The organism is Microcoleus sp. Pol7_A1 (assembly GCF_036701085.1).
Classification (GTDB): Bacteria; Cyanobacteriota; Cyanobacteriia; order Cyanobacteriales; family Microcoleaceae; genus Microcoleus; species Microcoleus asticus.
Map to the genome: position 1 here is coordinate 33,912 of NZ_JAUBQD010000050.1, position 22,137 is coordinate 56,048.

A 22,137-nucleotide genomic window follows, 5' to 3' on the forward strand; every position below is an offset into this window, starting at 1 on the left:
GATGACAAACAACTTTAAGTCAAATAACTTAAAAACGATCGCCTACAGCCAAATTATAGACTTAAGCCATTCAATCCATCCAAATATTCCTATATGGCTGGGCGATCCAGCGACCGAATTTGAAACATTATCTCAAATAGAAAAACACGGCTATTTCCTGCGAAAATTCTCAATGGGAGAACACAGCGGCACTCACATCAACGCACCCAACAGCTTTTATGCAGGAGGCGCGAGCATTGATAGTTATTCGCCGCAGTCGCTAGTTTCCCCTGCAATTGCGATCGACATCCGAGAGCAAAGTCTTGCCAATCCCGACTACACTTTAACAATTGATGATATATTGACTTGGGAACGGCAGCACAAACTTATAGAACCGGGAAATGTAATTTTGTTGTATACTGGCTGGCAAGAAAAATGGGATGACGAGCGAGCATTTTTCAACCGAGACGATCGCGGAATTTGCCACTTTCCCGGATTTGGCAAAGCAGCCACTCAATTTTTGCTAGAAGAACGCTCGATCGCCGGAGTGGGAACCGACACTCACGGAGTAGATACCGGGCGAGATGAAAGTTTTGCCGTTAATAAACTGGTATTGGAAAAGCAGCTAATAGTCCTGGAAAATCTGACTAATCTCGACTTTTTACCTACCGCTGAAATCACTTTAGTTATCGGAATATTGCGCCTTTTGGGAGGTTCCGGCTCGCCTGTGTCGGTGTTAGCTTTTGTTGCTTAATGCGGTAAAATAGGAGTGAGAAAAGTCTAGCAAAAATAATAAGATTAATGACAGAACTGCCCAAAGATCTCAACGAGGCGATCGCCCAATCCCGCATTGCAACCGCCGCCGCCCTCTCGGACGGCAAAACTCTACTGCAAGTCGAATTAGTATTTCCAGAAATCGCCCTGCAAGCACAGTCTATCACCCTACAATTCCTCCCAGAATTTGAGGAAATCTACCCCGGAGTCAAAGTCTTTTTTCCCGACACCGGTGCTGCCGCCCTCGCGCGCCGCGACTGGGGAGAAACACCTTTTAAAGTCACTGATTTGGGCAGCAGCCGCACGGCTGTTGAAGAGAAAATAGCACCGGAAGACGAATTGTTCCTGCTGGTGAACCCGGCGGCTGTAGAAGTGGCCCAAGTCGAAAAACTCTACATAGCTGCGGCCGATCGCCCAGTTATTTTACTCAATCCGCGCCTCGAAGATGTTGCCACCATAGGTATAGGCTATGCGGGCCGCCAACTGCGCGATCGATTCCTCAGCAAAATCGAATCCTGCTACTACATCAGACCCCTAGACACTGCGGCTTTATTCCGCTGCTACCCCCAATCCTGGCAAGTCTGGCTGGAAACAAACGACGAATACGAACTAATTTCTGAAACTGCCCAAAAACCTGTGGGAGACGATTTAGAGCGGATTTTAGCAGCTTATCTCCCAAGCGCCGATCCTGACTCCACCACACCTGCAAAACCTGTAAAAAAGAAAGGTTTTTTGGCAGAGCTCCAGACATTCCTCAAAGCTTTGACTCAGTGACAGCAGTTAAAGCTCGATCGTATTGTAGGGTGCGTCAGCTAGGATTATTTTCGACTTAATCGATCAGCTAATCGCTGACGCACCCTACAGCCTGCAATAACTCAAAGCTTTGGCTCAGTAACAGCAGTTGCAGAAGCACAATTAACAGCTTGCCTGTATTTCTCTCACTAGCTACGCAAACAGATACTGGCGATCTTTACAGGATATTTATACAAAGCAGTATAATGGGTGACACCCCTCCACCGTAAAAGAGGGGAGGCAAATAGCAGCAAAATCAGATGCTATAAGCTAGAAATTTGGCTTTTGAGTCAGGGAAGCGGATAAACACAATGGAGCACCGGCGCATTGTTATCGGGGACGTACACGGGCATTACGACGGCTTAATGACCCTGCTAGAGGCACTTGCCCCCGGCTCGGACGATCGCGTCTATTTTTTGGGAGACTTAATCGATCGCGGCCCCAAAAGCGCTCAGGTATTAGATTTTGTCCAGCAAAGCCCCTACCAAACTCTGTTGGGCAACCACGAACAACTCATGCTGGAGGCTTTGTCGGGGGTGCCGATGGATATGCGAGCGTGGCAATCTTGGCTGTACAGCGGCGGCGATGCGACAGTAGCGAGCTACAGAGATACAGGGATGATGCCGTACAAACACTTAGAGTGGCTGCGATCGCTCCCCACGCACCTGGACTTAGGGGACATCTGGCTGGTTCACGCCGGCGTTGACCCCCATCTGCCAATTGAGAAGCAGTCGATCGAACAACTCTGTTGGATTCGCAGAGAATTTCACACCATGTCGAAACCCTATTTTCCCAATAAATTAATTATCACCGGTCACACGATCACCTTTACCTTTGAGGGTGTCAGGCCAGGCGAATTAGTCAGGGGCGAAGGGTGGTTGGATATTGACACGGGTGCTTATCATCAGAAAAGCGGCTGGCTGACAGGATTTGACCTCAGCTACCGCAGAGTTTATCAAGTAAATGTCTTTAACAATCAAGTCCGAATTTTGCCGTTTGACGAAGTTGTCAGACAATTGAAGCCGAAGCAGATTGCACCCCCGGAACCTGCGAGCGATCCTGTTGTTCAACAGCAGTATTAAATCAATTTGTAGTTTTAGGGTGCGTCAGTTTTAGTTCGATCGATTAAATCCAAATTGACCCGATCGCTGACGCGCCCTACGAACTAGATTGATTTTTTAACGAACCGCGAAGACGCGAAGATGACCGAGTAAGATCGGTCATCCCAATCTAAAATCTCAAATCTAAAATTGTATGACCTTTTGCTACGAACCCAAAAGCCTGCGGATTTCTAACCTGTAATCCTCATTATTCAAACCTTCACCGCTAGCGAGTTCCGGGTCTATCGCCTGCGAGATAGCAGCAATGCGATCGGCAGTAGCCGGGTGAGTGCTCAAAATGCTCGGAGGAGAAGGCTTGTTGAGCAACTTTTTCATAAAATCAACCATCCCAGATTGAGCGTAGCCCGCTCGCCCCATAGTTTGCAATCCCAACCGATCCGCTTCATATTCAGCTTGGCGGCTGTGGGGGCGCCGCAAAGCCAACTCCACCCCAATCTGAACCGCCTGAGATCGATCGAGCCCAGTCGCCGAAGCTACACCAGAAGCGATCGCCATTTGACGCATTTGTTGAATTGCGTGGCGAGCACTAATGTGAGCGATTTCGTGGGCGAGCACACTTGCCAATTCGGCCTCATTGTCCGCCGCCGCCATCAAACCTTTATTCACATAAACAAAACCGCCCATTGTTGCAAAAGCATTAATATTGTCGTCGTCAATCACTTGAAAAGTATAAGGAATATTCGGGCGAGTGCTTTCCTCGGCCAGTCGCTGACCGATGCGGTTGATATATTGTGTCGTGGCGCGATCGCGGTCAATATTAAACTCGCTGTTCGCCAACTGCTGATTAATTTGTCGGCCAATAGTCACCTCTTGGCTATCGGACATATTCGACAATTGGATAACTTGAATGCCCCGAAAAATCAGTTCAGGCAAAGAAAATGCTTGAGTCTGTTCCGGGGTAATCACCCAGATACCCGCAGCCACAATCAGCGACAGTAACAGATAAATCCCCCGGCCGCAGGTACGCCGGCAAGTCAACCAAAAACTTTTTAACATGATTGATACGTGGCAGAAGTTACGTAAATTTTTAGAAAAAACTCGAAAAGTCACTAAATAGGCAGACGCAATTTGACGCTGCTTAGTTGCTATTCTAGCTTTTTGCAAATTTTTAACTGCGCCGCCAGCCTCCGGGCGATCGACCACTGCCCGACCAACCGCCCTCAACTGCCTTTTGCCTTCTGCTTTAAGTGCCCAAGTCATGCGGATTTTGGGCGATCGTTGTGGTAATATCTTTTAGCTTCAGGACTTACGCATCAATAACGTATGTCATTGCGAGCGGTAGCCAAGCAATCACAGCATCTGTTTTTAATCGATGTCTGGGTAAGTCCTGAGCTTGTAAACATACTCCTGTCGCTATCAGTTAATTAAGCGATTTATGAAAATTTTGGATTCTCAAGGCCGACTGTTCGGCAAACTCAGCATCCTAGACGTAGGTGCCGCTCTGATCGTACTGCTAGTTGCAGTCGGAATCTTCTTCTTTCCCGGCACTTCTGGCGGTTCCGTCGCCCAAGTCGGCACCAGTGTCAAACCTGTAGAGATTGATGCAATTGCGATCGGTCTCAAAGGGACAAACGTTCAAGATTTGTTCAAAGCAGGCGATAAAATCAATGTGGTGATCCGCAATCAACCCTCCGGTCAGATTACCATCAAATCTGTCAAAACTCTCACCAGAACCCTCGCAGTTCCTCAGCCCAACGGCACTCTGAAAGCTCTCCCCGATCCCAGAGAAGAAGAATCCTTCAGCAAAAATATGATGTTTACCTTAGAGGGAAAAGGTCAACTTACTGAAAATGGCCCGGTTTTAGGTAATACGAAAGTCAAAATTGGCACTACGCTAGAGCTTGAAGGCAAACAGTACATTTTTAACGCCAGCGTCATCGATGTGCGAGTCAAAGAATAGTCAGTCGATTTTAGATTTTAGATTTTAGATTTACTTCACAGATGAATCTGGGATCTCAAACTTCGGTCTAAAATTTTGGGATAGACCCTCAGTCGATTTTAGATTTTAGATTTACTTCACAGATGAATCTGGGATCTCAAACTTTGGTCTAAAATTGTGGGATAAACCCTCAATAGCGTCGGGGGCTTGTGCCTGCTTTTGGGCGGGAGAATTGGGAATTAGGAATTGGCGATTGGGAATTGGGAATTAATCTTCCTTCTTCCCTCTGACTTCTTCCTTCTTGCCTCAAACCTCGCACCTCCATCCGTTACATCCGTTACATCCCGTACATTGCTCGTTGCCGAACCTGCATCCTTTAAATCCGTTAAAAAATCCGTTGCCGAACTTCTTCACCCTTCCGAAAGCAATTTTAAATATTGCCGAATTAAGCCAATAGTCACAGCGGGAATTTCTAACTGCGGAGTCAAACCTACGTTTTCCAGACATTGAAAAACTTTGATTGCTTCGGGGTTGAGGTTGGCTAACCGCTGGCCGATATCGGGTCCGGTAAACTGCGATTTTTCTCCCCAAATAATCGCTGTCGGTGTTGTTAGCTGAGTGATGTACAGCGACAAATCAAAGCACAAATCTCCCCGCACAAAAGACAGGGCGGCATATTCTGCATTTGGTTCTAAAGCAGATTCGAGGTAAGCGTCTACAATTTCTTGGTAAACGCGACGGGAATCGGAAAATTGGCGCTGTTCTAGGAAGCTACGGATGCCGCCGTCTGTGGCGATTCCGGTACTGTAGAGCAATTTGTCTAAAATTGGGGTGTTGACTAGCTTAGCGAAGAAACTGCTGCCGTAATCTTGTCCGAAGTCCGACAAACCGCTGGGTATCGTCAAAATTAGGGATTTGAAGAGATCCGGCCGCGCGATCGCAGCTCGAATCGCGATCGCCCCCGTCAGAGAAGAAGCGATCGCATCTGTCGGACTGTCACAAGTTTTTTCGATAAATTCGATCAAAGTTGTGATATAATCTTCTACTTGATAATTTCTCGGCGGATGTTCCGATCGCCCCCAACCGATTAAATCAGGTGCTAAAATTCGATATTCGGCCGCAAAAGCCGGATAAACTTTCGACCATTCGTAGGCACTCGACCCGCCCCCAAAACCGTGAAAAAATACTAAATTCGGTTTATTTTCCGAAGTTGAGGTCGGCAACCCGATCCAAGGCATTTTTTCAGCCGTGTAGTAAACCATTCTGCCGAGAGAAGTAACTATCGATCGCTGACCGAAGCCGAGGGGTACAAGCATAAATAAACCTCTATCACTGTTATATTTTAGATTTTTGTCCGCCGCCCCGTCTTTGTTTGAAAAAATGGCAAAGCAGGTGGCGTTTTTGTAAAGATTGAGTAATGATTTAAATCTATTTTAGTACAGGTGAAGCGTGAAACTACAGACAGCAAGTAAGTTTTGCGATTTGGGCAATTCGGCGGTGTAGTTATCCTCACCCTTGCAAACTACCGCCGATCGGAGATAATAGCAAAATGATGGGTAAGACCCCTCAACGCAATAGAGTCTGTTCGCCAACCCGGAAAGCAGGCGCTCGGAAAGCAGGAGTATTAGAACTGGCTTTCAGGCAGGCGGAAGGTTAGCCGACGCTCGCCAATCACGAATAATTAATCACGATATTTTGCGGAGCAGTGGCTTTTGAGGTCGAAAGTCTTTGTTGGAGGGGGGCGATCGGGTTTCGATTCCTAATTGCAGGTTTGGCAATCACGGGCCTCGCCGTTATCACTTCCAAAACAGAAGAAACAACTAATCTCAGGGAGGTCTACAAAAAATGCAACTGCTCAGGAAACGGGATCGCGAGGGTTTTATGGTTGATGCGAAAAGTCTTCAATCTGACGGGTTTGCAGAATTTGATACAGCCTATCGAAGCATGGATTTAAACGGCAAAAAGTCTGTAGTCGCCACTCCAGAACGCTCAGGCGCAGGGTCAGAGGTGCGATCGCGCGCCGCCACCGTACCGGCGATCGTCCGCCTAGCTTTAGAAGATTTGAAATGCTTTGAAGTAGTAGAGCACCAGTTTGCACATTGGGGGGTTACTTTTACCAATGCCGTCGCCATCCAACCTTCAAACCCAGCATTTTTCACGGGTTCTGGGACAACAGTGTTAATGGGAGCCCCAAAAAGCGGACTGATAGAAGTAACTTTTAAGCATCCAGTTCGCTGGGTGTCAGGACTTGTTACCAGTTCGCGGCGAACTGTTTTATCTGCTTGCGACATCGACGGCAACCCAATTGTTCAGGATGAAATGCCGGCGCCCAATCTGGCCGGGTCTAATTCTCCGATCGCTCCTAGCGCTCCCCTGCGCGTAAAAGCTCCGAATATTCATCGAATTACTTTTTACGCTTTTGACGGTCAGCTAGTAGTCGATGACTTGATTTTTGGATTTTAGAGCAAAGCCATAAGTAGCGTCCCAAGTCTGCAAACCTTCGAGAAGGGCATTGCGGACTAAAGCTTCTGGTTCCCGACTCAGCATCAGGCGAAAGCACTCGGCAGCGCGGGAACGGGCGATCGAACTTTTGACAGAGCTCACAGGGCCAAACCCACCCTTATTCACCAAATCGGTCATTTGCCGCACTGCAATCAAACGCTTCACGGGGTCAGGATCGGTCAAATCTGCCAGGATGCGATCGAGCGCCACTTCATCTTTTGAGGCGCCCAGACTCAGCGCTTGTCGCAGCAACAGCCCTGCAATCGCGATCGTGCCAAAGTTCTGCAAAATCAGGCTCAAAGCCATCCAGTGGCTCTCGGAGTCCGCCCAAATCGCCAAACTCATGTAAGCGCCCAAGGTTGCAATCCCGCCGGTGCCCACGGCTAAAACAAATCGGCGGTTCGGGCCCTCCCAAAATTGCTCGCCTTTCGATCGCAGCAATTGCCAGTCCCACGACTGCCCTCGGTAAACCACCATCATCGCTGCTATCCCCAGGCCCGTGGAAAACAGCAACTGACTGTTCCACCACCCCCAAACTGCTGCCAGGGTGACAACTGCCAGCCAACCTTTCGATCGAGTCAAACTCTCTAGCAGCCACTTGAGAAAGGCAGTAGAAACCACAGGCGATCGAGCCCGGGAAGTCTTGCCATCTACTCTCCGGCGCTTTGTTGCGCCAGTCTGTCCTGTCGCTGCTGGGGTTCCCGGCGGGCGATCGTCCGAACTAAATTCCCTCAAAGCTCGGGCTTCAGTCATTTCTAAGGACAGCTCGCTCGACGGGTGCAGATCGAATTCCAAAGTGCGATCGGACACTTTCACTGGCGATCGATTCAGCTTGGTTGTAGTTTTTTTAACTTGATCCATACTGACTTTTTTGACAAATAACTTTAACTTATACCCGTTTCAATAAACTCTGCAACTGTCGGCCTGTTTCAAACCATTACACAATCAGTCTTTACCGATCTAAAATCTAAAATGGTACGATCCAGGCTTTTTTACCACTGATTTAGATTCTCGGAAACCAAGAGTCTTAGACTCTATAATACCAGAAATTTAAACTCGCGGTGACTACGGCAACTTGGTAGAATTCCGATAAATCATTACCAAAGATAGAGTAATTGAAGATTGTTGAGAAAAGCACAACAGTTCAACAACGAATAATATTTCTGAATCGCTCTTGAGGCCCAAGGGCGATCGGAGTTGGCCTGAGGGCAAAAAACCGAAAAATTTTTAATTTCAGGAAATAGGGCTATTTTGGGTGATTGAATTCGTCCGCCGAGAAATGCGCGAGGAAAATTTAGGTTTTTGCCCGCAGCCCCGAACGATCGCTGTCCCCGGCTGTCAAATGATGCTCGGTTCACAGCTTGACCCCGCCCAAAAACGGATACAAGTTTCCGACACTCGCGGTGCAGAAGCAAAAATTTTAGACTCTCGTTCAAGGTCCCAGATTCATCTGTGGAGTAAATCGAAAATCTAAAATCGTTCGACTGAGCGCGACTCGACGGCTCGACTCGGCTGAGCGCTCGCCGAAGTCTAAAATTTAAAATCGACTGAGGGTTAGCTGGACGGACAGCAGTCTCCGGGCAGGCCGAGAATCCAGACAGTATTGTTTGATAATTAATAGCAGGAGCATTCCTAAACTGCTAAGATTTTGGAATTAATGGGAGTTGAGTTAATTAAATCGGCTTCTTGTTAAAAGGAGTCCCCGATCCTCATAGGTAGGGGTTCGGTGGCGGGAGCATATCAAGTCCGGTAAATTAACCGTAATTATTTTAGGGGCCGTCCCGTCACGCCCGATCGGCAATATCAGCCAGATATCGGCGTCAACCCGCCCCGGCGTCTGGATATTATGGTCGATCGACCCGATTAGATCGCAGGAAGGGCATCATCCGGGTTCAAACCCGTGAAGCAGCAGCGCCAACAATCAACCGCGCGATCCAGTTCGGCAAGTGCGGAGGCTGGAAAAACAGCGGCTTTTGACCAAACTCAGGCACAACTTCTGCGCCAAACTGTGTCTGCGGAGGTTAGGCTAGTGAAGAGAAGAAAAGAAAACTTACGATCGAGACTTGATTAGTCTACCTTGTAATTTCTTGCTCAGTTGTCAAGCCCAACAGTTTTGCATTCTCTGGCAAGCGAGACTCTTGGCACTTCCAACAAGTGCGTTTCTCGACCGTCAAAGAGCTTGGGTTTGATGGTAAAGCCCCTACCAGTATGTAAACACCTTACCGATGGCTCGCCGGAACAATCTTGCAGGAAAACCCATATCTAGTATGCAAAATCAATTCACGGTTCACTTCTGGGGCGTTAGAGGTAGCATAGCCTCTCCTGGGGCTGAAACAGTACGTTACGGGGGTAACACGCCCTGTATAGAAATGCGAGTGGGTGACAGTCGCCTAATTTTCGATGGCGGTACAGGATTGCGGGTTTTGGGACAAACTCTCCTGTCCCAGATGCCCGTAGAAGCTCATATGTTTTTTACTCACTCTCACTGGGATCACATTCAAGGATTCCCATTTTTTGTCCCAGCTTTTATTAAGGGCAATTGTTTTCATATCTATGGGGCAGTTGCTCCTTCTCCTAATAACGCTACTATCCAGCAGCGGCTCCACGACCAAATGCTCCACCCGAATTTTCCGGTGCCCCTGCAAATTATGGGGGCAGACCTGAAATTTAACGATATAGAAGTGGGTCAACCGCTGGAAATCGGAGATATTAAGGTGGAAACTGCTTTGTTGAACCATCCCGGGGAAGCTGTAGGCTACCGCGTAAACTGGCGGGGGTATTCGGCTGCTTACGTGACTGATACCGAACATTTGCCCGACCGTTTGGACGAAAATGTGCTGTATTTGGCCCGCGATGCTGAGGTGCTGATCTACGACGCTACTTATACCGATGAGGAGTATTATGCGGAGAAGAGCAGCAAGGTCGGCTGGGGACATTCGACTTGGCAGGAAGCGGTGAAGGTGGCAAAGGCTGCTAATGTCAAAAAGTTGGTGATTTTTCACCACGACCCGCTGCACAATGACGAGTTTTTAGACAGGGTGGGAGAACAAGTGGCTCAAAGGTTCCCCAACAGTTTGATGGCGCGGGAAGGTTTGTCGTTACAGTTGCTGCCTCCCGATCGCGATTTGTCTCAAGAGTCGGTGCAAGCGCCTAAAGTGCCTGTCTGATGGATTTGAGATTGCCAGATACTTCTGAAATCTTGAGGTCGGAAATCTCAAATTTAAGTTAGGGCTGACCTCAAAGACGCATACAAGCCTCCGACTGCTGTTGTGGAAAACCAAAAAGTTTAGACCAAAGTTCAATCTCCCAGATTGCATCTATGGAGTCAATTCTAAAATCTAAAATCTAAAATCTAAAATCGACTGGCGATCGCAATCTGGCTAAGTATGTCAAAATATTAAGCGTGTGGGTAACTTCTTCTTGTACGGCTGCTCTGACTCCAACTTCTGTTGCCTTGGGAAACTTTGACGGTTTGCACCTAGGGCATCAACAAGTCGTGCAGCCAATTTTAAATCGATCGCCTGGGCCAAATTCTGCGACGGTTTTTGCGTCGGGAGAAAACTTGCGTTCAAACGCTGGCACAGATGAAAATTTGGAAAGCAAACCTCCGGCGACCTGCTACAACGACTCAGCAGCACCGCCGGATATAGCCGGCAGCCGCGATAATTTCGAGGGTTTGATAGGCCCCAGGGCAGAGGGCAACAGCCTCTCTGGTCGCGATGATGATGGGGTCGAACGACTTTACAGCACTGTGGTGACCTTCGATCCCCACCCGCAAGAATTTTTTACGGGTCAACCGAAAAAACTGCTGACGCCTCTGGCAGAAAAGGTAGAATTGCTCGCAGCAATGGGCGTCGAGCAACTTGTGCTGCTGCCGTTCGATCGAGAATTGGCGGCTTTGACTGCTTCTGAGTTTGTCGAGAAAATTTTGGTGCAACAACTACAAGCAAGTCGAATTAGTGTGGGGGTTGATTTTCGGTTTGGACGGGGACGCGCTGGGACGGCTGTGGGTTTGCAGTCGATCGCCTCGGGTTACGGTATTGATGTTGCTCTTGTACCCCTGCACAATTGCGGTGAGGGCGATCGGATCAGCAGTTCTGCAATCCGCGAAGGTCTGGCATCCGGCGACCTCACAAGAGCGAATCAGTTGCTGGGGCGACCTTACAGTTTAGTCGGGACTGTGGTTGGCGGACAGCGGCTGGGCAGGACGATCGGATTTCCTACGGCTAATCTCGAACTGCCGCCGGAAAAATTTTTGCCGCGTTTTGGCGTGTACGCGGTGCGAGTCTCGGTGAAACATGGATGGGAAAAGATGAAAGATGAAAGTTCTTCCTATCAGCGGGAAAACCCCAAATCTGTAATCCCCGACACAGCATCAAATTTATTTTTTGTCAATGGGGTGATGAATGTTGGCTGTCGCCCGACGGTAGACGGCCTGCAACCCACTGTGGAAGTTCACCTGTTAGATTGGTCTGGGGATTTGTACGGTAAAACCTTGAGCGCGAGTTTGGTAGAGTTTTTGCGGCCAGAACAAAAATTCGCTTCTCTGGATGCTCTCAAAACTCAAATTCAGGCAGATTGCGATATTGCTAGAAGCCTCTTAACTGCTAAAGTCTAATAATTATGTGATCTAGAACGGGCGATCGGTTTTAAAAATGGTGCAAGATGAGTCAGACTAAATTCTAGTTGGACAAATCGGAAGTCCGCAAGGCAAAGACTCAAGAATTTGGCAATTTGATGTTCGATCAACAATTAGCAATTAGCAATTAGCAATCAGGGATATGAGACAACATATTGAGCGGCTCAAACAAAATCTAGGCAAGACTATTGTTGGCAAAGCTGATGCTATTCGCTTGGTGCTGGTAGCCGTGCTTTCGGGTGGGCACGCGCTGCTGGAAGATGTGCCGGGTGTGGGAAAAACTCTGCTGGCGAAGTCTTTGGCGCGATCGATCGATGGGAAGTTTCAGCGGATTCAGTGTACTCCCGATTTGTTACCGACGGATATCACCGGTACTAATATTTGGAATCCGCGCAGCGGAGAGTTTGAGTTTTTGCCCGGGCCAGTTTTTGCTAATGTTTTGCTTGCCGATGAAATCAATCGGGCGACGCCGCGAACTCAGTCAGCTTTGCTGGAGGTGATGGAAGAAAAGCAGGTGACAGTAGATGGAGTTTCTCGGAATGTTCCCGCGCCGTTTTTTGTGATTGCGACTCAGAACCCGATCGAATATCAAGGCACTTTTCCGCTACCGGAAGCTCAAATGGATCGGTTTACTTTGTCTTTGACTTTGGGCTATCCCGCTGCATTGGAAGAGTTGCAAATGTTGGAACGGCTTTCTGATAGTTTTGCTGTTGAAGATTTGCAGCCTTGTATTTCTTTGGAAGAGGTGCAGGAATTGCGCCGTTTGTGCGCTGGTGTGAAGGTGGAAGGCTCTTTGAAACAGTATATTGTAGATTTGGTGCGATCGACCCGGGAAGATGAGGAGATTACTCTGGGAGTGAGTCCCCGGGGTGCGGTGGCTTTGCACCGGGCTTCCCAGGCTTTGGCGTTTATGGAGGGCCGGGATTATGGGACTCCTGATGATGTGAAATATTTGGCGCCGCACGTACTGTCTCACCGATTGATTCCGGCGGGGGGAAGGAGGGCTAAGGCGATTGTTGACAAGTTGTTGCGGTCTGTTCCTATTCCTTAAAAAGTTTGTAAGTAGGTTGCTTTAATTAAAGGAACAGGCAAGCTGCCTGTTCCACAAACAATTAATTTGCCTGTGGGGTGGGCAGGAGATCCCGCCCTTGAAAGACTTATTAATAATGGTGCAAAATGTCAGTTAATCAATAGGTTTTGCACCATTTTCAAGCACTCTCAAACAGCGCGACTAATTTTTTTGCCTCTAAATCAACATTGTGTTGTTGAGCAACTCTCTCGGCTCCTGTTTTCCCCATTTTTTCTAGCTTTTCTACAGGTGCTTCCAATACCGCACGCATTGCTACGGCTAATGCTTCTGCGGAACCGGGAGGAACTAACCAACCGCAAACACCGGGTTCTACGAGTTCCGGGATGCCAGCAACATAAGTGCTAATTACGGGCCGATTGAGAGCGAGGGCTTCCATAATTACGACGGGCAAACCTTCAGCAAAACTCGGCAATACCATTGCCCGCGAAGCTAAAATCTCTTGCTGAACTCGATCGCCACTGGCCCAGCCGGTAATTTCTATATGATTTTGCAGACCGAGTTGCAGAATCTGCTTTTCAATATCCGATCGCAGCGGCCCGTCTCCTACGAGTACCAACTTAAACTCTAAGCCTTGAACTGCTAGCAAGTTAGCAGCTTCTAGCAATAACAAATGACCTTTTTGTTCGCTGAGCCGGCCAATGCAAGCTAAGCGGGGTGCTGCGGGTATGGGGACGTAGGGTGCAGCTAAAAATGCAGCATCTACGCCGCAGTGTATGACGTGAATTTTTGACCAAAAAGTGCGATCGCACCACCGAAAAAGCTGACTTTTACCGAAGGAACTAACCGCTGCGACAAAGGTCGATCGTTTAATTTTTTCGTCTAAGGAAAGAAGTGTGGCTTTATCAAATTCTTCAGGCCCGTGAACGGTGAAACTGTAAGTCGGGCCGCCAAGCACGCGGCACAGCATAGCGACTGTTGTCGAATTTGTCCCGAAGTGAGCGTGAACGTGTGCTGTACCCGATTCTGCAAACCAATTTAAAAGAATGCAAGCTTCTGCTAAATAAGCTAGATGCAGCAAAATCCCCCGTTCCGAGTGCCAGCCAACTTTGAACATTAACCGCACAGCTTCGATGAATCGAATCGGTCTAGTTGCAGCAACGCGGAGCAAACCCCACGCTAACCCCTGTACACCAACTCCTAAAATTACTTTAGTCAATTCTTGCTCTAGTTTGTCGGCCCCATCAACGAGTTCTGATTCGCAGGATCGGATGGAAAAACGTCCAACTTTCATGCCGCAATTTTCAACGGCTAGCACTTCTCTGCGGACAAAGCTGTGGCTGACTTTGGGATATTGGTTAACTAAATAAGCGATGTTCATGAACGGGGAGAAAATTTTATGGTAAAACTTAGATTAGTTTAGCCTTTAGCTGCATTCCCTGGGCAATAAATTTAGCTGATTTGTTGAGCTTATTTGAGCATGGGTGGAGGGCGATCGCTTTTGGCGGAACAGGGGAAGTGACAGCGGGGCGAGCGCTATTCCGGCGCGAGCAAATCCATCCACACATTTTACATTTTTAATACAATAGTCAGGAATGTTTTTAGGTAGTAGTCACAAACCCTTCATTTTCACCCAGGCAGCTCGATCGCCCAATCGCCATGAAAGCCTTATTTTAGGGTTGGCAATCAAAAACTGTCCGAAGTGTTTTCATATGCAAACTACTCCCAATTAGGTTGAAGAACCCCCTGATTGTCTCAATAATTGGTAATTATTCAACGTGCAATTCCATCTAATTTCCTATTGTCACCTAAATTTTCCACAAAATCACCCGCCAGGAAAATAATCGCCCAAATCCCCAAACAACCCGCAACTCCCCCAACTCTCACCACCAAAAATTTTTATGAGGCGACTTGCTCTGCATCTACCCAAGATGACAGCAAATAAGGTAAAGTAAACGGCACAAGAGTCTAGAACTCTCCAACGACCGCAACTCGGCAAACCCGCCCCTGACCAGCAAAACTGGTCGGTACAGGCGGCATTAACCACTAACCGTCAACCCCTAACAAGCGACCAAAATGCAAACCTACTACTACGTTTTAGCCAGCCAACGCTTTTTGCTAGAAGAAGAAGCCCTAGATGAAGTGTTTAAAGAAAGAACTCGCAACTACAATGAACAAGAAAAAGAAATAGACTTCTGGTTGGTCAAACAGCCCGCTTTCCTAGAAGCACCGACAATGGCAGAAGTTAAAGCAAAATGCCCTCAGCCAGCCGCCGCTATTATTTCTACCGATCCAGTCTTCATCACCTGGTTGAAACTGCGATTAGAATATGTACTGACAGGTGAATTTCAAGCACCATCACCAACTATTCCCGATGCCCTAGCCTCCCTACAGACAGCATGAATAAAATAGCCAAATCTCGGATAAAACAACTAACAACAATTAGGGGTAAACTCTACAAATTTATTTTGTCTATACCCCTATTTTCTGCAACTTCGACAGCCCTTTTAGTCTTAACAATTTTATCGAGTTCTGTTAAAGCTCAATCGAGCTGCCAACCGCCGCAGTCCGATGAATATCTACTGTTAATTGTCACCCGAACCCCCGAACAGCAAGAAAGAGCAAAACGCTCTTTCCCAGGAAATACTAACAACACAGTTTGTCGGTACATTAATGACACGGTGACGCGAGTTGGTGGCTTTCGCGACTCGCAAATCGCCAGCGATTGGGTTAAATACATCGAGGATGTTGTCGGATTGCAAGCTTACGTAGTACGATCGCCCGCAGCGGCACTACCCCAAAATTTGCCAGTCTACAACCCTCAGCCAGCGCCCGATTCTGAACCAATCACCAATCCTCCAACGGGCAATCTTGCCTTCAATCCCCAACCCCTGGGCCCTGGTTATGCAGTGTTAGTAGATTACTTCAACCAACCGGAATTAGCCGCCCAAGTCAGGGAAGCATTAGGCACGCAAATAGGCTTAGCTTCCTACGGCCAGCGTCCCTTTTTATTCGTCGCTTATACAACGGATCAAAACGCCGCTACTGCTGCAGTAAAAACATTGAGCGATCGAGGTTTTTGGCCGATGTTAGTAGACAGCCGCCGAGTTACCGTAATTGCTCCCGCTGTTCGCTAAAAGATAAAACTTGGCAATTGAAATTGCTTATTGTCAAACAAAGCCCGCCTCAGCGAGTTAATAACAATTATTGTTGTTGTTGGGATTCTAGCGGGCTGCTTCCTAGCTGACTTTCTGCCCGCTTTTTTGCTTCCATTGCCGCTCCGTAATCCGGTTTGTAGCGAATTGCTTTGTCATAGGAGGCGATCGCATCTTCGTATCTTTTTACCGCCACAAGTGCATTGCCGCGGCTGTACCAGGCTTCCGAGTAGTCAGGCTTGACATAGACGGCTTCATTGTAAGATACTATCGCATCTTCGTACCGCTTTAAATTGTACTGAGCATTGCCTCTATTGTACCACGCTTGATATTCTTTCGGGTTTAAATCTAAGGCTCTGTTATAACACTCAATTGCTTGTTCGTACCTGCGCAATTCGTGGTAAGACCAGCCTAAATTATACCACGCTTGATAATAATCCGGTTTTAATTTAACAGCTTTTTCGTAAGCTTCTACCGCTGCTTCATGTCGGCGCATTTTCAGCAAAGCAATGCCTTGACTGTACCACGCTTGATAAAAATTTGGCTGAAACCGCACGGCTTTTTCGTAGGCTTCAAAAGCTTCTTGGTTTTTGTTTAATTCTAGGAATATATTGCCTAAATTGTACCAAGCTTCATAATTATCGAATTTGATTTCAAGTGCTTTTTGATAGGATTCTACGGATCGATCGTACTGTTTTAATTTTTGGTAAGCTTGTCCCAGATTGTACCAAGAATGGTACAAAGTGGACTGAAATTGTACAGCTTTTTCGTAGGATGCGATCGCTTCTTCGTACCGCTGCGAATCTAACAGAGTATCGCCTCTGCCTTCCCACGCGGAGGCATAGTCGGGCTGGATTTTCAAAGCGTTATCAAAAGATGCGATCGCCTCTTGAGACTGTTGCAACTTATCCAAAGCATAACCGCGTCCCGTCCAAGCTTCCAAGTATTCCGGCTTTAATTCTATGGCTTTATCGTAAGCTGACTGCGATTCTCGATATTTTTTCAATTCATATAAAGTTTTGGCTTTTTCCTGCCAAACTTCCGCGTAGTCCGGCCTGAGATTTATTGCTCGCTCGTAAGCTGCCAGAGCTTCTTCAAATCGGCTTAAATTGTAAAGAGTATTACCTCGGTTGTACAGGTCTGTTGCATTTGCAGCATTTAAAGTATTTACACCATAAATTGATGCTATAATACTGATGCCAATTAAACTAACGATCGACAATATTTTAAAATACAGTTTTTTTCGGGATTTTACAGACTTATTCGCAGCAGCAACCGGAGGCAATACAGGAACCGTACTGCTGAAAGAATTTTTTAATTCTTTAATAGCTTGCAGCGTTTCGCCGGCACTAGAATAACGTTGCCGAAAATCGTACTTTACCATCTTATCTAAAATCTTCGCAAATTCAGGACTGACTGATGTTTTGTCCTGCCAAATAATTTCCTCTGTATCGGGATTTTTGGGCATTTGGTGAGGATTTATGCCAGTGAGAAACTGAATTGCGATCGCACCTGCGGCATAGATATCGCTGCTGAGTTTTGGGTTGCCGTGAGCTTGTTCGCTGGGCATATAACCGGGAGTACCGATGCTGACACTCAAGCTATTCTTGGGCTGAGGATTGCTGATTTGAGTAGTAATTTCTTTGACTGCGCCGAAGTCAATTAAAACTAATTTTCCGTCTCTATCTCTGCGGAGGATATTGCGGGGATTGACATCGCGGTGAATCACATTTTGCTGGTGTACAAAGTCTAAAATTTCGAGAAGTTCCTGCAATATACAAATGACTGCATCTTCCTGCATGACTCCCGCAGCCCCCCCTTGGTAAGGGGAACCCGCCCCAGCCCCCCCTTGGTAAGGGGGGCTTTGGGGGGGTATAATTTCTTGACTTAAATCGTGACCTTCTATAAATTCTTGAACTAGATAAAACTCTTGATTCTCTTCAAAAAAAGCAAAAAGTCGGGGAATGCGATCGTGATTTCCCAACTTGTACAAAACTTGTGCTTCGGTATCGAATAAACGTCTAGCTACCTGTAGAGTTTCGGGATCAGTTGCTTGAGGTTTAAGCTGCTTGACGACGCAGAGGTGATTGCCTGGTAGCTGCTTATCTTCAGCTAAATAAGTTTGAGCAAATCCGCCGCCTCCCAAGTGACGGATAATACTGTAGCGATTGCCGAGTGTTATTCCAAGCATGAAATTCACCTAATATTTCCTAGTCTTTTGGAGAATTAGCTTCCAACCAAGCTGTCAAATCTTCCGCGTTTGAAAAATATAACATGGCTTATCTAAATTTTTTAATTGGTCGAGCAACAACTGGGGAGTCCGGATTTCAATAAAATAAATTACAGGTGGGAATCCCTTGTGCAATTCTTCAATCATTAATTTAGTTCCATCAGTTGTTGCTGTATTGTACAAAGCTAGCTTGCCCAATGTCTGCCAGTTTAGAACTTGGATTTCAATAATTACCGACCTGTCGTTGTTGAGTTTTGCTATAACCTCTAAGTAGCTATCTTTTGCTCCGATGTAAGATGCGCAGTGCAAACTTTACTGTGACAGCCTGTTTGCTTTCTTTCTTGTTCCCTCCCCTTAGTAAGGGGAGGCTTAGGGTGGGGTTCTAGATTTTTGCTGGCGTTGGGATGCTCCTACTCTAACTTAACTTTGAACCGATTTCAAAATTTCATCATCGACTGAAAAATCTATCTCAGCTTTGTCCCGCCCCGAAACTACATAATCATTCTGAAAAGAATCTTTCAATCCCGAAAGTAAGTCAAATTCCGGCTGCCAGTTAAGCTCGGTGACAGCTTTATTAACTGAAGCGAAAAAGTGCTGCAATCTCATCGGAAAAGCTTTCTTTTTGCCGAAGTCAAATTGTTTCGGATCGTAGTGTACAATCTTAATAGCATCAGGAGATTTGCCTGCCGCTTGAATGCAGGCACGGGCTAAACCGTCAAAGGTAACAAATCGATCGCCCGAAACGTTGTAAATTTGCCCGATCGCCCTTTCGTTACCCAAAACCGCCGCCATTGCTTTAGCCAAATCCTGACAGTGCCCCAACTGCGTGAAGTGCATTCCGTTACCGGGAATCGGAATCGGTCGATCGCGCGCAATGCGATCGAAAAACCAAGCCTCCAAATCGTTATAATTTTGTGGCCCGTAAATGTAAGTCGGGCGAATAGAAGTCCAAGGCAAACCCGATGCGGCCAAGTAAGTTTCGGTTTCGCATTTACCCAAATGTCGGCTTTTAGGATCGGTAGCGTCCCCTTCCATATGAGGCATTTGATCCGACTTCAAATAAACCCCCGCAGAGCTCATGTAAACAAAGTGCTGCACCCGCCCTTTAAATATTTCAGCTAAAGGCTTTGTATCGCTGAGTTCGCGACCGTTGTTGTCAAAAACAGCGTCAAACTCGACCGTCGATAACTTTTCTTTTAGTTGTTCGACATTTGTGCGATCGCCCTGAATCTGTTTCACGCCCGAAACTGGTACCGGCTTGTTGCCGCGGTTAAACAACACCACTTCATGCCCTTGTGCTGCTAAAATCTTAGTAAGATAAACCCCGATAAACCGAGTACCGCCCATCATTAAAATTCGCATTATTTTCGATGCTCCTTACAGTTAGTGTAAATATCTTACAATAAACTTATGCCTTACGGAAAAACAGGGTTTTTTACGAAAAAATATGGTAACAGCCATCAGCCCTGGTATAAAAACCCGGAACGCTAGAGTTTTTGTGCGCAAGTCCAGAAAGTCAGTTCTGTGCTTTACTAAAGTGCGATCGCTCAAAATAAACATATAGCAATCTTTAAGACGATTCACACTTTCTCACTTGCTAAAACCCTGGCTTTTCTTCCTTCTTCCTCCTGTTTACCCGATGATCGCAAAGCAGAAGGGTCTTCTTCTTTCTTTCTTCCTTCTTCCTTCTTCCTTCTTCCTTCTTCCTTCTTCCTTCTTCCTTCTTCCTTCTTCCTTCTTCCTTCCGCTATACTTTCAATTTCCCTAAAATAGCCCTATGCAAGTTCCCCGGCTGCATCCAGAAACAATCGAAGAAGTCAAACAAAGAGCCGACATAGTAGACGTTATTTCCGGTCGCGTCGTCTTGCGTAAACGGGGGAAAGAATTCGTAGGTTTGTGTCCATTTCACGACGAAAAATCTCCCAGCTTTACAGTCAGTCCCGGCAAACAAATGTATTATTGTTTCGGCTGCGGTGCAGGCGGCAATGCTTTTAAGTTTCTCATGGAATTGGAGAAACGCCCTTTCAGCGAAGTAGTATTAGAATTAGCTAAAAATTATCAAGTCCCCGTCAAAACTGTCGAACCAGAACACCGACAAGAATTGCAGCGGCAAATTTCTCTGCGGGAACAACTCTATGAAATCTCAGCACTAACAGCCAAGTTTTACGAACACGCTTTGCGGCAAACCCAAGGAGAAGAACCCTTAGCATATCTCAAATCAGAGCGCAAGCTTAGCGAAGAAACTATCCAAAAATTTCAATTAGGTTATGCGCCCCAAGGTTGGGAAGCACTTTACAGTTATTTAGTAGAACAGAAAAACTATCCGGCGCAATTAGTAGAACAAGCTGGATTAATTGTACCCCGAAAAAATGGCGGCAGCGGTTATTACGATCGCTTCCGCAATCGGATTATGATTCCCATACGCGACACCCAAGGCAGAGTCATCGGTTTCGGCGGCAGAGCTCTCGGCGACGAACAGCCGAAATACCTCAATTCTCCCGAAACAGAACTCTTCGATAAAGGCAAAACTTTATTTGCCTTAGATACGGCGAAAACAGCCATTAGCAAAGCCGATCGCGCAGTGGTTGTAGAGGGGTACTTTGATGCGATCGCACTTCAGGCCGCCGGCATCTCCAACGCCGTCGCTTCCCTCGGCACCGCCTTAAGTTTAAACCAAGTGCGACAGTTATTGCGCTACACTGACTCCAAACAAATTATCCTCAACTTCGACGCCGACAAAGCAGGAACTCAAGCAGCAGAACGCGCTATTGGAGAAATAGAAAAACTCGCTTATCAAGGAGAAGTACAACTGCGAGTGCTCAACATTCCCGACGGCAAAGATGCCGACGAATACCTCAAAACATACTCCCCTGAACAATACTTAGAATTGCTAGAAAATGCTCCGTTGTGGCTCGACTGGCAACTTCAACAAATGCTCGTCAATCAAGATTTGAAGCAAGCCGATACTTCCCAGCAAGTCACCAAAAAAATCATTAATTTATTAACCAATATCACTGACGACAATCAGCTAGCACATTACCTGCAAAAGTGCGCCGAAATTCTTAGCAAAGGAGATTATAGACTCACCAAAATGCTCGCAGAGAACTTGCTCAATCAAGTAGGCAGCGATTGGGCAAAGCGGCAAAGTCAAGACGAATCTTTGACAATGCCCCTGTTAATAAGAAACAAACTGAAGCCGAAAAAACAATATAAAAAGCAGCGTGCAAGCGGCGAAAACAAAAGCTCAAAATCAAGTTTATCTGCCGTAGCCCGCAGTCTTTTAGAAGAAGCTGAAGCGCAATTATTGCAGATTTATTTGCACTGTCCCGAACACCGCCAAGATGTCAGAGAAGCAATAGAAGCTAGAGACGTGCAGTTTAGCCTTTCTCACCACAGATTTTTGTGGCATCAGATTGTGAATGCAGAAATATTGCACAAAATGTCTTTACAAGTAGCGCCTTCAGAGTTAATATTGAAATTGCAAGATAGCTTCATTGAATATCCCAATCAACTCAATCAAATCTCGCATTTATTTCACTTAAACGAGTTCTCAGAAAGAAATGTTTATCGCGCACCTCTAGTAATTAGATCTGCCCTCGCCTGTATCGAGCAAATTATCAGCATGAAGCGGCGCCGGATTGCACTCAATATGTGGGAAAAAGCCAAGGCCGCTAGCAGTGGCGAAGAGGCTATAGAATATCACCAACAATTCTGTGCCGAACAAGAATGGCTCAAGGAATTAGAGCGGCTGCGTCAAGTTAATTTTTACGATTTAACATCCGTACCTTGGGGGGTAAATTTCTAGAAGTTCAGGACTAAATTCCTTGTTAGGAACAATCAAAAATCTAGGACTTGATATCGTTTCCGGTTGCACCGGAATTATATAGAGGACACCGCAGTGCGGTGTCCCTACCCGGATTAATTGTAGGGACACTCTTGCACTCGCGGTCTCGAAAGCTGTGGTAAGTAGGTCGGCGGGAAAATCCATAAGTATGTAACAAAATATTAAGTAGGGTGACTGGACTTGAATTTAATACGT

The 22,137-nt window shown here is 46.7% G+C and carries 20 protein-coding genes; 12 read left to right on the forward strand and 8 right to left on the reverse strand.

Going from position 1 to position 22,137, the window contains the following annotated elements; genetic code table 11:
* Position 1 precedes the first annotated feature (1 nt).
* The 3 genes from QUA20_RS23610 (at position 2) to QUA20_RS23620 (ending at position 2,627) form a co-directional block, all read left to right on the forward strand.
* Positions 2–733, forward strand: a complete 732-nt coding sequence (locus QUA20_RS23610; protein WP_333191624.1) for a cyclase family protein — start codon at positions 2–4, stop codon at positions 731–733.
* A gap of 47 nt (positions 734–780) precedes the next feature.
* Complete coding sequence (locus tag QUA20_RS23615; RefSeq protein WP_333191626.1) at positions 781–1,527, forward strand: DUF1995 family protein; 747 nt, start codon at positions 781–783, stop codon at positions 1,525–1,527.
* Between the two features lie 329 nt (positions 1,528–1,856).
* Positions 1,857–2,627: a metallophosphoesterase family protein gene (locus tag QUA20_RS23620; RefSeq protein ID WP_333191627.1), complete on the forward strand. Its 771-nt coding sequence runs from the start codon at positions 1,857–1,859 to the stop codon at positions 2,625–2,627.
* A 183-nt stretch (positions 2,628–2,810) separates the two neighbouring features.
* Here the strand turns inward: QUA20_RS23620 and QUA20_RS23625 are convergent, their stop codons facing one another.
* Entirely contained in the window at positions 2,811–3,662 is an 852-nt protein-coding gene (locus QUA20_RS23625) for a M48 family metallopeptidase (RefSeq protein ID WP_333191652.1), read from the reverse strand.
* A gap of 379 nt (positions 3,663–4,041) precedes the next feature.
* On the opposite strand from QUA20_RS23625, the gene QUA20_RS23630 reads away from it, so the two are divergent.
* Positions 4,042–4,566, forward strand: coding sequence for a DUF4330 domain-containing protein (locus QUA20_RS23630; protein WP_333191629.1), 525 nt, complete (start codon positions 4,042–4,044; stop codon positions 4,564–4,566).
* A 389-nt stretch (positions 4,567–4,955) separates the two neighbouring features.
* On the opposite strand, the gene QUA20_RS23635 is transcribed toward QUA20_RS23630, so the two are convergent.
* Positions 4,956–5,861: an alpha/beta hydrolase gene (locus QUA20_RS23635; protein WP_333191630.1), complete on the reverse strand. Its 906-nt coding sequence runs from the start codon at positions 5,859–5,861 to the stop codon at positions 4,956–4,958.
* A 529-nt stretch (positions 5,862–6,390) separates the two neighbouring features.
* Here QUA20_RS23635 and QUA20_RS23640 point away from each other — a divergent pair.
* Complete coding sequence (locus QUA20_RS23640; RefSeq protein ID WP_333191631.1) at positions 6,391–7,008, forward strand: hypothetical protein; 618 nt, start codon at positions 6,391–6,393, stop codon at positions 7,006–7,008.
* On the opposite strand, the gene QUA20_RS23645 is transcribed toward QUA20_RS23640, so the two are convergent.
* Positions 6,976–7,908 carry a hypothetical protein gene (locus QUA20_RS23645; protein WP_333191633.1) on the reverse strand — a complete coding sequence of 311 codons (933 nt, stop codon included), beginning with the start codon at positions 7,906–7,908 and terminating at the stop codon, positions 6,976–6,978. The two genes, QUA20_RS23640 and QUA20_RS23645, sit on opposite strands and share 33 nt — an antisense overlap.
* A 394-nt stretch (positions 7,909–8,302) precedes the next feature.
* On the opposite strand from QUA20_RS23645, the gene QUA20_RS23650 reads away from it, so the two are divergent.
* The 4 genes from QUA20_RS23650 to QUA20_RS23665 all read left to right on the forward strand — a co-directional run bounded on the left by QUA20_RS23650 (position 8,303) and on the right by QUA20_RS23665 (position 12,737).
* Positions 8,303–8,521, forward strand: coding sequence for a hypothetical protein (locus QUA20_RS23650; protein WP_333191634.1), 219 nt, complete (start codon positions 8,303–8,305; stop codon positions 8,519–8,521).
* Between the two features lie 784 nt (positions 8,522–9,305).
* On the forward strand, positions 9,306–10,214 hold the full coding sequence (locus QUA20_RS23655) for an MBL fold metallo-hydrolase (protein WP_333191654.1): 909 nt from the start codon (positions 9,306–9,308) through the stop codon (positions 10,212–10,214).
* A 236-nt stretch (positions 10,215–10,450) separates the two neighbouring features.
* Positions 10,451–11,665 carry a bifunctional riboflavin kinase/FAD synthetase gene (locus tag QUA20_RS23660; RefSeq protein WP_333191636.1) on the forward strand — a complete coding sequence of 405 codons (1,215 nt, stop codon included), beginning with the start codon at positions 10,451–10,453 and terminating at the stop codon, positions 11,663–11,665.
* Positions 11,666–11,828: 163 nt separating this feature from the next.
* Positions 11,829–12,737 carry a MoxR family ATPase gene (locus QUA20_RS23665; RefSeq protein WP_333191638.1) on the forward strand — a complete coding sequence of 303 codons (909 nt, stop codon included), beginning with the start codon at positions 11,829–11,831 and terminating at the stop codon, positions 12,735–12,737.
* A 157-nt stretch (positions 12,738–12,894) separates the two neighbouring features.
* On the opposite strand, the gene QUA20_RS23670 is transcribed toward QUA20_RS23665, so the two are convergent.
* The gene (locus QUA20_RS23670; protein ID WP_333191640.1) at positions 12,895–14,094 is read right to left on the reverse strand and encodes a glycosyltransferase; all 1,200 of its coding nucleotides are present in this window, start codon (positions 14,092–14,094) and stop codon (positions 12,895–12,897) included.
* A gap of 695 nt (positions 14,095–14,789) precedes the next feature.
* Between QUA20_RS23670 and QUA20_RS23675 the strand changes: the two genes are divergently transcribed.
* Together QUA20_RS23675 and QUA20_RS23680 are read left to right on the forward strand one after the other, a co-directional pair.
* Entirely contained in the window at positions 14,790–15,116 is a 327-nt protein-coding gene (locus QUA20_RS23675; protein WP_333191642.1) for an MgPME-cyclase complex family protein, read from the forward strand.
* Between the two features lie 65 nt (positions 15,117–15,181).
* A complete protein-coding gene (locus tag QUA20_RS23680) occupies positions 15,182–15,850 on the forward strand; it encodes a hypothetical protein (RefSeq protein ID WP_333191643.1) in 669 nt (222 codons plus the stop codon).
* A gap of 67 nt (positions 15,851–15,917) precedes the next feature.
* On the opposite strand, the gene QUA20_RS23685 is transcribed toward QUA20_RS23680, so the two are convergent.
* The 3 genes from QUA20_RS23685 to QUA20_RS23695 all read right to left on the reverse strand — a co-directional run bounded on the left by QUA20_RS23685 (position 15,918) and on the right by QUA20_RS23695 (position 19,460).
* Positions 15,918–18,059 (reverse strand): tetratricopeptide repeat protein, encoded by a 2,142-nt coding sequence (locus QUA20_RS23685; RefSeq protein ID WP_333191644.1) that lies wholly within the window; start codon positions 18,057–18,059, stop codon positions 15,918–15,920.
* 54 nt (positions 18,060–18,113) lie between these two features.
* Positions 18,114–18,407: a hypothetical protein gene (locus tag QUA20_RS23690; protein ID WP_333191645.1), complete on the reverse strand. Its 294-nt coding sequence runs from the start codon at positions 18,405–18,407 to the stop codon at positions 18,114–18,116.
* 111 nt (positions 18,408–18,518) lie between these two features.
* The gene (locus tag QUA20_RS23695; RefSeq protein ID WP_333191647.1) at positions 18,519–19,460 is read right to left on the reverse strand and encodes an NAD-dependent epimerase/dehydratase family protein; all 942 of its coding nucleotides are present in this window, start codon (positions 19,458–19,460) and stop codon (positions 18,519–18,521) included.
* Positions 19,461–19,875: 415 nt separating this feature from the next.
* Between QUA20_RS23695 and dnaG the strand changes: the two genes are divergently transcribed.
* Positions 19,876–21,903, forward strand: a complete 2,028-nt coding sequence (gene dnaG, locus QUA20_RS23700; protein WP_333191649.1) for a DNA primase — start codon at positions 19,876–19,878, stop codon at positions 21,901–21,903.
* A 40-nt stretch (positions 21,904–21,943) separates the two neighbouring features.
* On the opposite strand, the gene QUA20_RS23705 is transcribed toward dnaG, so the two are convergent.
* On the reverse strand, positions 21,944–22,137 hold a 194-nt coding region (locus QUA20_RS23705; RefSeq protein WP_333191650.1), incomplete at its 5' end, for a hypothetical protein.